This is a genomic window from Micromonospora sp. HK10 (assembly GCF_000982955.1).
Taxonomy (GTDB): domain Bacteria; phylum Actinomycetota; class Actinomycetes; order Mycobacteriales; family Micromonosporaceae; genus Micromonospora.
In genome coordinates this window covers 13,146-27,540 of record NZ_KQ058795.1, presented here as the reverse complement: position 1 = coordinate 27,540, position 14,395 = coordinate 13,146, and the positions used below count along the sequence as shown (strand labels likewise).

Here is a 14,395-nt window from a genome sequence, read left to right as displayed (position 1 = left end):
GCTGCGCGGCGTGGCCAGCGGGGCGCGGCGGCCTGGCGGATCGCGACTTGGCTCTCCGCCCGGTCCTGCCCTGCACACCGATCCTCCGGCCGGTTCCTTCCGGACATCGAAGGACGGCCTTCCCGCGCGCCCCGCCCTTCACGGCGATACCGGAAGCGGCAGCGAGCCGCACCGAGGAGCGGCGTAGGAGCAAAGACGAAGAGATCTTGGAACGAAATGGCCCCCAGAGGGGCCGATAATTACCAAGATCTCTCGGACTCGGGCTCGGGCTCGCAGTGTGGCTGAGTGGCGGTCGGAAGGGGAAGCGCCGGGGCTGGCACGGCAGAGTGAACGCTGGGACAGGGCCGGCAAAGGAAACGGCTCGGGGTGGGCCCAGCGGAGAAAACACCGACGGCCGTGCGGAGGAGACCCTGAGGACGGACCCAGCAGAGGAAACACCGAGGACGTAAGCAGCGGAGAGACCCCGAGGACGGAGCCAGCGGAGGAAACACCGAGGACGTAAGCAGCGGAGGAAACGCTCGGGACGGACCTGGCGGAGGAAACGCTCGGGACGGGCCCAGCGGAGGAAACGCTGAGGACAGACCGGGCGGAGGAAGCGCTGGGGACGGATCGGGGGCGGTGAGGCGGGTCAGGCGCGGGCGGGGGCGGTGTCGCGGGAGGCGGGTGCGGCCAGGGCGTCGGGGGCGACGCCGAGGGCGGCCGCCAGGGCGGGTCGGCCGGCCGGGGTGAGGCGGACCGCCCGACCGCTGCCCCGGACGGTCCAGCCGAGGTCGAGGAAGCGGCGGCACAGCGCCGCCCCGAGGGAGCCGGCCAGGTGCGGGCGACGCTCGGTCCAGTCCAGGCAGTCGCGGACCAGCGGCCGCCGGCCGACGCGCAGCGGCTCGACCGGTACGCCCAGCTCCGCCAGCCACCCGACGCCTACCGGGGTGAGCGCCAGCCCGCCGGCGCGGTCCAGTACGCCCTGGTCGAGCAGGGCGTCGTGCAGCAGCACGCCGAGCCGGCCGGCGAGATGGTCGTAGCAGGTGCGGGCGTACGAGAGGGCGACGCCGGCCGACACGGCGCGCAGGCCGCGGGGCGGGGTGGGCGGGGCGGGCGCGTGGCCGGCCAGGTCTTCGACGAGCTGGGCCACCGCCGGGCCGGCGAGGCGGACGTACCGGTGCCGGCCCTGCCGTTCCTCGACCAGGAGCCCGCCCTGCACCAGTCGGGTGAGGTGGTCGCTGGCGGTGGAGGGGGCCACCCCCGCCGTCCGGGCCAGCTCGCCGGCCGTCCAGGCCCGCCCGTCGAGCAGTGCGAGGCAGAAGCTGGCCCGGGTGGAGTCGGCGAGCAGCGCGGCGAGGCTGGCCAGCGCGCGGCCGTCTGTGCCGGTCGTGGTCATGCCCTCCATGCTGGCACGGCCACGGTTCGGTCCCGGCCGACACGTGCGGCGGCCCTTTACATCGTTGTATCCAACGTTGTAGAAGCGGCAGACCGACGTCCGTCCATACCCGAGGCAGGTCTGTTGGGACGACACCTCCACCGTGGCGGCGTACTCGCCGCCGTCCTCGCTCTGGCGCTGGGCAGCACGGCCGCCGCGCCGGCCGCCGGCGCCGACCGTTACCGCAACCCGATCGGTTCGCCGACACCTTCGCCGACCCGGTGGTCGTGCGCGGCGACGACGGCCTCTGGTACGCCTTCGGCACCTCCGACCCGCTCCGGAGGGGCGAACGGCAGGCCCACCGGGTGCCGATCACCCGCTCGGCGGACCTGGCCGACTGGACGTACGTCGGGAACGCGTTCGCCCCCGACCAGCGCCCGTCCGGGCCACACAGGGGGCGGCGTTCTGGGCTCCCGACGTGCGCCGGATCGCCGGTCGCTGGGTGATGTACCTGACCGTCACCAACACGACCGTCTCCGACGACACCTTCGACACCGCGGTCGGGGCCGCCACCGCGCCCACCCCGGCCGGCCCCTGGACCTTCGCGGCGGAGCCGGTGGTGGCCCCCCGACCGGGCGGGGGCGGCGGCTACCTCTGGACCATCGACCCCAGCCAGGTCACCGACCCGGACGGCCGCAACTGGCTCTACTACGGCAGCTACTACGGGGGCATCTCGGTCACCGAACTTTCCCCCGACGGGCTGCGCGCGGTCGGCACACCGAGCCTGGTGGCGATCGACAACAAGTTCGAGGGTGGCTACGTGGTCCGCCACGACGGCTGGTACTCCCTCTTCGCCTCCACCGCGAACTGCTGCGCCGGCCCGGCCACCGGCTATTCCGTCCAGGTGGCACGCTCTGGGGAGCCGCGCGGGCCGTTCGTGGACCGGGACGGCCAGCGGCTGGACGTCTCCCGCGCCGGCGGCACCCCCGTGCTGACCCAGAACGGCAACCGGTGGATCGGCACCGGGCACAACGGAGTCGTGACCGACCTGTCCGGGCAGGACTGGATCGTCTACCACGCGATCGACCGGGCCGACCCGTACCTGGATGAGCCGTTCGGCATCAACGAGCGGCCGATGCTGCTGGACCGCCTGGACTGGGTGGACGGCTGGCCAACCGTCAACGCCGGCGCCGGCCCCTCCGACGGCGCCCGCCCGCACCGGCGACCACCGTTCGTCTCGACGCCCGCTTCGACACGTCGGACCTCACCGGCTGGCGCCCCTCCGGCGTCTGGCGGGTGGACGCCGGACAGGTCACCGGCACCGGCACGCTGACCAGCCGTACCATCGTGGGCGGGGACGTGCGGGCGGAAACCGACCTGCGGCTGGCCGGCGCAACCGACGCCGGACTGCGCCTGGGCCGGGTGGACGTCCGGGTCGGCGGCGGGCGGCTCACCGTCCGGGAGGCCGGCGGCGCGAGCGCCCAGACGGCGCTGCCCGCCAGGCTCGACCTCGCCGACCCGCACAACGGATCTGGGTCGGCACCGGCAACACCGCCGGTGTGCTGCTGCGCGATGCGCCGACCGGCGACTACTGATCAATACGAAGAGCATTGACCAGCTCTCCGGTTGCGCTAGACGCGATCGTCAGCTTCACCTCAAAGCCAACATCTATGGGATCTAGATCGAATCACCCGTGATCCTATGCTCTGGCCATTCCTCCAACCGGAGAACTATCTGGCGCAGATCCCGCTCAAAAGCTGCCTCGTCGAGCTCCTGAAGGCGTCGGCGACGCCAAGACTCCGCGAGGTCGTCCTCGATCGCGACGAGTTCCATGAGCTTGTCGGTATACCCGAGCGCATCCTGAAGTACGTGCTCCGAATCATCACGCCGGTACTCCTTGTCGGCAAGTACAGTGAGGAGGCAGCGCGCCTCGGCACAGCAATGCCGTAGCCAGCGATCTCCACAGCCCGCATGGTGCCCTGCGGGCCGTGGATGATCTCGACAAATACCGCGAGGATTCCCGAGTTCCGCACCGGACGATCGTCAGCCACCTGAGTCCCCGCCGAATATGTGGTTGATCCACAAGACCGCAGCCTTGCCAGTCGGCGCGGCGATAAAGCTAATCGCAGAATTATCGGTGCCGTTGGGAATTCTATTCGCCAATACGAGCATCAGGAGTTCGGGACCTCCGAAGGACGAATCGTGAGAGTAGGCTGTCTACCTGGCTCCACAGAAAGGATGAGAGCCCTCCGAACTTCGCCGATATGACGCGAAGCCTCTGCAACTGTGAATCGGCCATCCGTCACACGAGGCACATTGACGTGCGCATAGGCATCTTGGGCAGTCAAATAAACACCGACCCCGAAGGGATGGACGCATAAAATCCGGATCTCGACGACACATCCGACGAGTTCAGAGCCCAGAGTACCCCACTGCGATGACGGCATGTCATGGATATCTCCATCCCTGGCTCCTACCATGGGGCCCATAGCCACTCCCTCGATTGGGTCAGCCGGTTGAAGAGATCGATCTTCCCATGGGGAATCTCCCACTCCAACCCGGGGCCGCCCTCATATTTCAATCCGGGACCGAAATGCTCTTCAAACTCAGAGCGCCTAAACGCGAACTTGATATATCCATCCTCATGCGTGCCGACCGCATAGTCGGCGTACTTTTGTGCAACGTCTTCCGTCCCGATGTAGGCATTGCCGTTGCCTTCTCTGTGCCGTGCCGGATTCAGCCCATTGGCGAGCTCATCGGGCCCATTACCCCTTTGCGGTGCCCGGTATACATGCACCAGGTCATCAGGCCCACAGTTGTGAACCAGGACCGGTGTTTCGCCGGCGATCACATAGTACGTGTGAAGCCCGTCGACGGTCAGGTTGTAGACGGTCTGCCAGTCCGACGACTTGTGGACATCCACCACGGAGACGGGCCGATGGTCCGCGGTTTCAAAGGTGTAACCAGGCCGGAGATCCTTGGCCTGGGCCCAGCCCGCCCGATCGGCGACCCAGAAGGGATGGCCATCGGTAGCGGTGAGCTGCGCTGTACGGTCGCCCTTCTTACCGTCCACGTCGACGGTGATCTGGACGAGCTTCTTCATGCCGGTGCCGACGATGCGCCCGGTGACCACGCGCTCCTCGGTGCGGCCGGTGGTCGGATCGGTGGCGACGACCTTGTCGCCCACCTTGACGTCGCTAATCGACTTGAGCACACCGCCGGCCATCAGTACCGGGGTCTTGCCGGTGAAGCTGTTGTCACAGCCCTGGCCCAACAGCTTGTTGCCCAGCGACCGTGCCTGACCCCCGAGGGCACGGGTCTCGGAGGCGATGGCCCGGGCTTCGCCGATGCCCGCGCTGAGGGCCTTGCTGCCCGCCGACCGCAGGCCACCACTCAGCCCGCGAAGGCCGGCCTTGAGCGCCGCGCCACCGATCGAGCCGATCGCTCCGCCGACGGCGCCGGTGAGTGCGCCCAGGGCGGCGTCGCCTACCAGGTCCCAGCCGCGCTTGCCGTTCATGTAGCCGGTGACCGCCGAGCCCACCGCCCCGGCCAGGGCGCCGCAGGCCACCGCCCCGACGCCGGTCCAGCCGATCGCCGCGCCGCAGCCCAGGCCCACAACGGTTCCGGCGACGAAGCCGGCGATGTCCGCCTTGTGGTCCTCGACGAACTGGGTCGCCTTGTCCCACACGGTGGAGACGCCCTCGGTGATCGACCCGACCGCCTTGGCGGCGTCCAGCCACAGTTTCTGCTTGAACTTCTGCGGATCCTTGATCGCCATCGTGGTCGTCGCGACGATGGCGGGCAGCATCTTGAAGCCGGTCGACACAACCTTGCTGAGCGCCATGAGTGGCTTGGTCAGGGCCTGGACCACAGGCAGTCTCGTGAACTTCACCGCCTGGGCGATGGCCGCCTTCGCCTTGGCCTGGACCGCGACTCTCATTTGATGGACTTGTGCGGCGACGGCTGCCTTCTGCCTCTTCGCCCAGTCGACGGCGCGGGACAGGTTGGACCTGATCGCGTTGCCGACCGCCTTCACCGCCGTCTTCGCCTTGTCGACCGCCCAACGGGCGGCACTGGAGAGCACACTCCCCACCGCCTTGAGGGCGGAGACACCGGCGTTCCAGGCCGCGTGGGCGTAGTAGGAGGCGTAGTTCCAGGCGGCCGAGACGACGGCGGTCGTCGCGTGCCAGGCCGTGGACACCGCACTGGCGGCCTTCTTCAGCCACCGCGGCCAGTGCCCGTCGGGGTCGTCGAAGTCCAGCGGCGCACCCGCGGCGTACGTGTACCGGTTGGCCAGGATCGAGTCGCCCGTGCTGTAGGTGACGCTGTCCCGGGAGGCGAAGGTGCCGGTGCCGGGGTCGTACCAGCGGGCGCCCATGTCGACCTGGCCGGTGTCCGGGTCGGTCCAGTCGCCCTGGAAGCCGAGGCGGCCCGTGTCGCCCACGCTGGTCAGCTTCTTGCCGAAGGGGTCGTACGCGGTGGAATCGTTCAGGGTGGAGAGCTGGGTGTCGGCCGGGTCGATGGCCGCCACCACGTCGCCGTGCGCATCGGTCAGCGACAGCCGCTCCACGGAGCCGATGCCGGTGGCGAGCAGTTCGTTGCCCGGTCCCCGGGCGTAGTACTCCGCTCCGTCGTGCACCACGTCGTCGGCCAGGCCCGCGTAGACGAACGCGTTGCCGGTGCGGGCGACGACCCGGTCCAGTCCGTCGTACTGATAGGTCTGGTCCTTTGCCGCAGTGAGGCGGTCGAAGGCGTCGAAGGAGAACTGCTCGGCCAGTCCGGAACTGGTCCGGCTACGCAGCGTGCCTCGCGCGCTGTAGGCGTAGGTGTAGTCGCCGTCGGAGGTCAGCCGGTTGCGCTCGTCGTACGTGGCGGTTTTCGAGCCGGCCTTGATCCGGTTGCCGCTGGCATCCCAGGCGTAGTCGACGGTGCCTGCCGAGGAGGTCCAGCTGGTCAGGCGGCCGGCCTTGTCGTACGTGTAGCTGTTGTTGCCGGCACCGGCGGTGCCCGTGGTGTTCTTACCGGTGACATGACCGTTCAGGTCGAAGCCGTAGGCCACCGACGCGACGACCTGGTTGGCGGAGTTACGCAGCACGTCGCTGTTGACCCGGCCGTAATCGTCGTAGCCGAAGGTCCGCACCCGCCCGACACCGTAGTCGATGGTCTTGAGGTCGCCGGCCGCGTCGTAGCCGAACTTCTGCTGTTGGCCGGTGATGCTGTCGGTCGCCGTGTCAAGCCGCCCCTTGACGTAGCCGAAAGTGGCCGTGCCGGTGACGTCGGTGCGGCTGGTCATCAACCCGTCGTCGTCATAGCCGAAGCTGGCGGTACCGGACGGGCCGGCGGCGGAGACCAGCTGACCGCGGTCGTTGTAGGTGAAGGTGTTGCTGCCACCGGGCGCGCTGACGCTGGTCAGCCGGCCTGCGCGGTCGTAGTCGAGGGTCCGGCTCGTGGTTGCGGTCTCACCGCCGGAGCCGGTCTCGCCGGTCAGCCGGCCGGAGGCGTCGAAGGTCCGGGTGCGGCTCACCCCGCCCGGGGCGCTCAGCCGCACCGCGTTGCCGTCCGCGTCGTAGCCGATGGTCCAGGTCCGGTCGGCGAGCGCCGGGTGGGCCGTCGTCGACGGCTCGATCGCCGACTCCGGCAGGCCCAGCGTGTTGTACGTGTAGATGGTGGAGTTGCGCCGGCCGTCGGTGTAGCGGGTCCGGTTGCCGGCCGCGTCGTAGCCGAAGGTGGTGGTGATCGACTCGGTGTCGCTGACCGGCTCGACCTGCTTCACCAGCCGGCCCGCCGCGTCGTACTCGTGGGTGGTGACGGTGCCGTACGGGTCGGTGGCAGAGGTCATGTTGCCGGCGATGTCGTAGCCGTAGCTCTGGGTCCGCAGCACCGTCCCGTCCGGCTTGATGTCGGCGTCGCTGACCCGGTTGCCGAACAGGTCGTACGTGACCCGGCTGGTCCGGCCGAGACCGTCGGAGACCCGGACCTGCCGCCCGACGTGGTCGTACCCGAAGAGGGTGGCCTCGCCGGTCGGCCTGGTGGTGCGGGTGACGGCGCCGGTCGCGTCGAAGGTGTTGACGGTGGTGGCCCCGCTGGGCGAGACGATCGACGTGGCGTTGCCGGCGTCGTCGTAGGCCATCCGGGTGACCAGGTTGCGGGTGCTGGGCGTCCGCTCCACCAGCGTCTGGGTGATCTGCCGGTCCAGGTCGTCATAGGTCGACTCGGTCCGGACGCCGGTCGGTCCGGTCACCGACAGGACCTCGCCGGTGCGGGTGTACGTGTAGCTGGTGACCGCGCGGTCGTCGTTCGTCTTCGCCGGCTCGTCCCTGCTGACCAGCCGATTGAGCTGGTCGTACGTGTAGCGGGTGGTGCCGGCGGGGTCGATCTCCTCGACCACGTTGCCCAGCGGGTCGTAGCTCCGGCGGGTCTCCGGGGTGACGGGCTGGGTCACGCCGGGCGCCTGGTAGGTCGGCGCGACGCTGCGTACCGGCCGGCCCAGCTTGTCGTACTCGGACCGGTTGATCAGGCCGCGCGGGTCCCGGACCGCGACCTGCTCACCGAACGTGTTGAAACCGACGGTGCTGGTCGGGCTGGTGGGGGTGGCGGCGCCACCGTCGCTCTCCGCGTCGACGGTCGGGCCGGTCACGCCGACCTGCTGGCCGAGTTCGTCGTAGCGGTAGGTGGTGGTGTACGCCGCCTTGTCGGCGCCGGCGACGTTGCCGCGCGGGTCCGTGGCGGTCAGCCGCAAGCCGCGCTGGTCGTAGGTGTAGCTGGTGATCCGCGACTCGCTGCCGGCGATCACCTTTTCGGTGAGCACGTTGCCGGCGTCGTCGTAGGTGTAGTCGACCGTCTCGGAGGTGACCGGTACGAACCACGGCAGGTTGGAGGGGTTGCCGGTGCGGACCGACCGGGTGACGTTGCCGTTCAGGTCGTAGGTCAGCGTGGTGGTCCGCTGCAGGCCGCCCGGGTCGACTACCGTGCTGGTGACCTTGCCGGCCCGGTCCGGCGTGTAGGTGGTGGTCTGGGTGCCGTTCCCGCCGACCTTGCGAGTCAGATTCCCGGCGCCGTCGTAGGTGTTCTCCTCGACGACGTAGTCCCGGGTGGTGCCGTCGGAGTTGTGGAAGCCCTTCAGGGTGATCTTCTGGAGCAGGTCGTCGCGGTAGTACAGGTACTCCAGCCGCCGGCCCATGGCGTCCGTGTCGCTCGCCAGGCGGCCGGCGAAGTCGTACGAGTAGGAGTGCAGCACCAGGTAGTCACCGGTGCCGGTGCCCGGCGAACCCGGCGGGTCGCTGCGCCAGTCCCGCAGCCGGACCTCGGCCACCTTGTTCTGGGCGGTGTACGCCCAGTCGTACCGGTTGCCGTTGGCGTCGGTCATGGTGGTCTTGTTGCCGAACCGGTCGTAGCCGTAGGTGGTCTCGTTGCCCTCGGGGTCCACCACCTTGGCCGGGCGGCCCTGGTCGTCGTACTCGGTGACGGTGGCCCGGTCGGGGTCGCCGCCGAGCAGGTCCGACACGGTGACGCTGGTGGGATTGCCGTCTGCGTCGTACTGCGTGGTGGTCCGGCTCTGATGCTGGGTGCCGTTGACCGCGTCGGTGGTGACCGGGCCGGTGACGGTGGCCACCCGCGAGTGCTTGTCGTAGGTGATGGTGGTGGTGACACCGGCCGGGTAGCTGTCCGAGATGACCTTCTCGGTGATCCGCCGGCCGAGCGTGTCGTAGGTGTACTCGGTGACCAGGCCGGAGGGCTCGGTCGTCCGGGCCAGGTCGCCGTTGGCGTAGTAGGCGAACTTGGTCACCTTGCCGCGGGCGTCGGTGCTGGTGGCCGGCAGCCCGGACGGCGGGTTGCCGCCACCGACCGCGGCCTCTGCGCCGACGGTGTAGGTGTGGCTGACCGAGCTGCCGTCGGGATTGGTCTGGCTGGAGAGCTGGCCGTTGCTCCAGTACGACATGGTGGTGCGGTACGTCGTGTCCGTGGCGCTCGACGAGCGGCCGTCCCGCGTCTCGACCGCCAGATCCTTGCGGGGATCGAAGGGGTTCGTGATGGTCGTCGAGTAGGTGTAGTAGTTCGTGTAGCACTGGGTGCCGGTGCGGCAGCTCTTCCGGGTGGCCAGCCGACCCTCGGCGTCGTAGGTCATCTCGACGGAGTCACCGTTCTCGTTGATGACCTTGGTCTGCATGCCCTTCTCGTCATAGGAAAAGCTGCGGATGGCCATGCCGTCGAGGGTGTGCCGGACGAAGACCGGGCCGTCGGCGTCGTTCGGGATGATGGTGCAGAAGGCCGGGTCGTTCGGGTCGGGCTGCGAGCAGGTCGGCGTGGGGCTAGGCGTCGGCGATGGGCTCGGTGGTGCCGGCTGGTCCTCGGGGCGTGTCTCGAGCCCCAGCGGACTGCCCGAGCGCAACATCTGCCCGCCGAGGGCGTCGTACTCGTACAGGTAGGGGCGGTTCGCCGGGTCCAGCACCTGGACGCCGCGGCGCAGGTCGCTGTCGTTGCCGTAGATGGTCGGCGCCCCGAGCTTCCAGGTGCCACCGTCGTCGTCGGTGTACTCCTTCACCCGGTCGGTCGTCGTGTCGTATGCCACCTCGGTGGCGATCCGCCCGCTGGGCAGGGTGACCCGGGACAGCTGCTGGGTGGCCGGCTTGGCGTACTGGAAATGCGCGGCCACGGTGGACGGCCCGAGCGGGTGCGAGTAGACGGCGACTTCGTCGATCGTGCCGGCGAAGTACCGCTGCGCGGTAGCGCCCCAGTTTGGCCAGGACGCCGGCGGGGTGGCCGAGGCCAGGCCGACCTGGTTGACGGTGAGCAGCGAGGCGTCGATGGTCTGCCCGGTCAGGTCACCCACCTTGACGCCGTCGAGGTACATGGTCTGGGTGTTGGCCATCGCGGAGAGCACCACGTGGTGCCACTTGTTGTCGTTCACCGTCGTCGTCGAGGTGATCGGCGCGATGGCCCCGGTGGCGAACTGGCCGCGGAGCTTGCCGTCGGTGCCGGTGTAGAGGATCGGCACGCCGCTGGTCGCCGCGGTGCCGACCGCCTTGTCCTGGTAGCCGATGAGCGGACCACCGGTCTGGGTCAGGCCGATCTTGAACCACAGTTCCACGGAGGCGTCACGGCTCTTCTTCACCAGGCCCTTGGGCAGCTCCAGGTAGGCCGACGTGCCGTTGAACGCCGCGGCGGTGCCACTGGTGCCTTCGACCACGCCCGACTGGTTGAGCGTCACGTTGCGGTAGGTGGCGGCGTCCTTGCCCAGGTTGATGGCGACGTCGCTGGCGGCCGCCGTGCCCTCCGACTCTCCCAGGTGGTAGTAGGAGTCGGGCTTGGCGTCGAGGACTGCCGTCCGGTAGTGCGACCCGGGCGTGTAGTCGTAGACCGTGCAGGCCTCGTCGGGGCCGCAGACCTTGGTGAGCAGGTCACCGGTGTAGGTGTAGCTCCAGGTCAGGGCCGCCCCGTTGACGAGGTCCGTGGTCACCGCGGTGATGTGGTTGCCGGTCCAGGTGAAGCGCAGCGCCCGGCCGGCGGTGTTGGTCAGGCTGTTGGACACCTGAACCTTGGCGAGCTTGCCGTTCAGGGCGTCGTAGCTGAGCACGACCGACCGTGACGAGACGTCGGTGACCTTCTGCAGCTTGCCGGTGAGCGCGAACTGGTAGGTGGTCCCACCTCGGTCGAGCAGCTTCCAGCTGATGGAGTCGAGGGTCAACCGGGCCACCCGGCCGGACGGCGCCGCGTAGGTGCCGTCCGTGTTCTTGCCGAACCGCACCTCCTGTCCGTCCGGGTAGCGGATCACCACGTTGCCCGATCCGTCGTTGTCCGGAATCAGCGCCACGTCCTGCAGGCTGGACCAGCCAGCGCCGAACGCTCCGGTGGTCCTCGGATCGAGGCTGTTGTACGTGCGGGCCAGGTTGAGTTGCGGCCCGACCGTCGCCACCGTCGCGTCGACGGCGGCGGTGGAGAAGTTGCCCGTCTGGGCGTCGAACTCCCGGCCCTGCTCCGCGCCGGGCGCGGTGCCGACCTTGGAGAGCAGGTCCGGTTGCGGCACCGAGGCCATCAGCACCGAGTACGGCGAGATCACCTCGTTGGTGGCGTCCTTCACGTACGACCGCCACATGTAGTTCTTGCTCCAGGCCAGCCGCCCGCTCGGCACCACCCAGGACTGCTTCGCCTGGTAGCCGGAGTTGGTGCAGTTCGTGGCGGCGCCGGAGTCCGCCCGGTCACAGATCTCGAACTTGAACGACAGGGTCGACCCGGGCGGAGCGTCGGTGTCGACGGCGCGCGCCCACAGCAACGGGGTCAGCGTGGGTGCCTGGTAACCGTTCTCCGGATACAACTCCTGGACCACCGGAGGCACGTCGAAGACCTGGAGCACGATCCGGCCCGGTGGCACCTGCTGATCGGTGAAAACGATGCCGCCACTGCGCACCATGGTGAAGTCGACGAAGTAGGAGCCCGGGGGCAAGGCCTTGATGGTCGCGTCGAGGGTCACCTTCGCGCCCCGGGCCAGCGTGGTCGGCAGGTTGCCGGCCCGCTGCTGGGTGACAGCCGCCCCGGTGCTGGCGTTGTAGACGCGGTAGGCGAGGTAGTAGTTGGTCGGAGACCAGGCCTCCGCTCCGAGGTTGGTGACCGTCACCTTGACCTTCCCGGCCTGGTTCTGCAGGACGGGCGGCTCCGGCGTCGGCTTGGGGATCGAGTACGCGGCGTTGTAGGGCGTGTGGGTGATGTAGAGCGCCGGCGGGTTGGCGGTGCCGGTGCCGGCGAACTTCTTCCAGGCGGCGCCGTCCGTGGTGGACGCGCGCAGGGAGAGGCCGTAGTTGGCCTGGGTGCCGTTGACCCAGCGCTGCACCAGGTTGCGGCCGGCCGCACCCAGGTCGAACATCTCCCCCGCCGCCGGACAGGCCGACTGTGACTGGCCGAGCCCGACGTAGCCGTGGGCGAAGGAGCGGCTCGCGAGCGCGCTGCCGACGGCCGGGCCCGGGTAGGAGTAGCCGCTACCGGCCGACCAGGACCCGGTGACCGGGTGCACGGTCACCGCCCGTGCCTTGCAGGAGGCGGCGTCGAAGTTCACCACGGACAGCGCCGCACCGTAGATGGTGTGGTACTGGAGCCGGCTGACCAGGTCACCGAACTTCAGATAGGCGGCGGCGTTCTCGCCGCCGGAGCGGCCGACGAGCAGTTCCGAACCACCCGAGGCGGAGCTGCCGCCGTGCACGTACATGCTGCTGTCCGAGCGGACCGGATCCACCGGCGGGCCGACCGTGGGGTCGACCTCCACCGGGTAACTGCGGTGTTGATCGGCGAGCCAGGCAGGGTCGAGGCGGACCTTCAGGGCCTGCTGGCCGCCCTGGTCGATCAGCTCGTACGTCACCCCGGTGGAGGTGGCCGGGCCGGCGGTGCCAGCACCCGAGTCGATCATGTAACCGACCGGGATGACACCCTGCTGCCGTCCCGCCGGGTCGGTCAGCACGACCTGGCCGTCAACCAGCTTCGCGGTGAGGCCGCGCAGCCGGAGCGGGAAGACGTACGTCGTCGGTGCCTTCGCGGAGCGAAGGATCAGCGTCTCCTTCACGCCGCCCGCTCGCGGCTCCAGCCGCAGGTCGACCTCGGGTCGGACAGCCGGGTAGGTGACCCTCCGACCCTCGACCCGGGCCGGGCTGTCAGCCGCGTCGGACAGCCCGAAGGCCAGCTCCGCACCGCCTGAGAAACTCAGCGTGGCAAGCGCGCTTGCGGCCCCGCGTGCGGCGAGGCGCAGACCGACGGAATCCGCCTTCGTCCGCCAGCCCGGACCGTCGCCTGCGGGCACGAGGTCGAGATCGATCGGTGCCCAACTCCCGTCCGGTTTACGGAAGTTGATCGGGGCGGACGAAAATTCAGTGGTCTGGGTGCCGTCGGCATTGTCGTAGACCCGCTGGTTGAGGGTGCGCTCGGCGGCCCGTTCCCGGCTGGTGCTCCGGTCGTACCCCCGCTTCTCGACCATCGGCGCCGCGGCGACCGAGGCTTCGTTGCGGCCCGCCGGTGGCTTCTGGTCGAGCTTGTGCAGGGGAAACCGGCTGCGCATCGATCGCGGCACGTCCCGGTTCATCGGGCCCGCCTTGACGTGGGACCGGCCGGCCGCCGTACCCCACCTCTGGCCCGGCTTGACGCCCGCCGCTCGGTCGGCCCTGGCGCGGGCGTCCCGTGCGGCCTGACCGGACAGCGCCAGCACTCCGCTGCCGCCCAGGTTGAGCATCAACACGCCGGCGAGGGCGGCGGCCACGGTTGAGCGGATGGCGGCGGAGCGGACGAGCCCGCCCGGTCGCCGGATCGGCGGCCGCAGCCGGGACAGGCGCGAACGCAGGTCGGACAGGTGGCGCGGGCGGAACGACATGGAAACCCCTGGGTCGAGGGCGGACCGGAGCCTACGGATGCGCCGGCCATCGGCGCGACCTGGTGGTTGGAAATCAGCACGGGTCGCGCAGCGAAAACGCGGCGGAGCGAAGGAGAGAAGAGACCGAATCAGGCGGAACTGTCAGCAGACACGCCGCAGGGCATCGAATCAGACAACAGCCGGTCGGTCCGACAACCTTGGCTCGGACGGCGGCACAAAACCGATAAACGGATGCTCACCGCTTAACACCCCCGTGTGCTGCTCTTCATCAATGCGCCGCTGTACATTGACAGCGTTCGAGGCCAAGTGTCAAGACCCAGACCAGCACTACCCTCCGCGACCCGACCATGACCTACCGCCACTGCCCTGCGCTAAAAATCTCCGCTTTACCGCTTTGGTCCATTACGTCCGTTGCCGGCGCCGCGGTAGCCCGCACGCCTCGACGGGTAGCGGTGACCGTCCGTGTCGTGCATCATGGCGCTCGGGTCGGCGTCAGCCCGACCCCCGTAACACCCGCCGCCGGTCCGCGGACCTGACTTGCACTTATAGTGGCGGCCTATTGCGCCCATATTCGGGGAGGGCTAAATTATTGGCAAACATGGCGAGAAAACATTCCGGGCAGGCCAGCGCAGACGCATATCTCTGGGGCTGACCGCAGTTCTGGAAATGGGGCCGATGGCTTGTCGGCACACCTC

5 protein-coding genes are annotated in these 14,395 nt (G+C 69.2%); 3 read left to right on the top strand and 2 right to left on the bottom strand.

Translation table 11 applies throughout. The features are described 5' to 3' along the window. Positions 1-628: 628 nt before the first annotated feature. Entirely contained in the window at positions 629-1,375 is a 747-nt protein-coding gene (locus tag LQ51_RS12195) for an ArsR/SmtB family transcription factor (protein ID WP_046565239.1), read from the bottom strand. 457 nt (positions 1,376-1,832) lie between these two features. Between LQ51_RS12195 and LQ51_RS33875 the strand changes: the two genes are divergently transcribed. The 3 genes from LQ51_RS33875 (at position 1,833) to LQ51_RS12185 (ending at position 3,304) form a co-directional block, all read left to right on the top strand. Continuing rightward, complete coding sequence (locus LQ51_RS33875) at positions 1,833-2,687, top strand: family 43 glycosylhydrolase (protein WP_231605713.1); 855 nt, start codon at positions 1,833-1,835, stop codon at positions 2,685-2,687. After that, positions 2,651-2,968, top strand: a complete 318-nt coding sequence (locus LQ51_RS33870; RefSeq protein ID WP_231605712.1) for a hypothetical protein — start codon at positions 2,651-2,653, stop codon at positions 2,966-2,968. Before LQ51_RS33875 ends, LQ51_RS33870 begins: the two co-directional genes overlap by 37 nt. Before the next feature lie 87 nt (positions 2,969-3,055). Beyond that, complete coding sequence (locus tag LQ51_RS12185) at positions 3,056-3,304, top strand: hypothetical protein (protein ID WP_046565237.1); 249 nt, start codon at positions 3,056-3,058, stop codon at positions 3,302-3,304. Positions 3,305-3,827: 523 nt separating this feature from the next. Here LQ51_RS12185 and LQ51_RS12180 read toward each other — a convergent pair. Continuing rightward, the gene (locus tag LQ51_RS12180) at positions 3,828-13,700 is read right to left on the bottom strand and encodes a LamG-like jellyroll fold domain-containing protein (RefSeq protein ID WP_052744834.1); all 9,873 of its coding nucleotides are present in this window, start codon (positions 13,698-13,700) and stop codon (positions 3,828-3,830) included. Positions 13,701-14,395 lie beyond the last annotated feature (695 nt).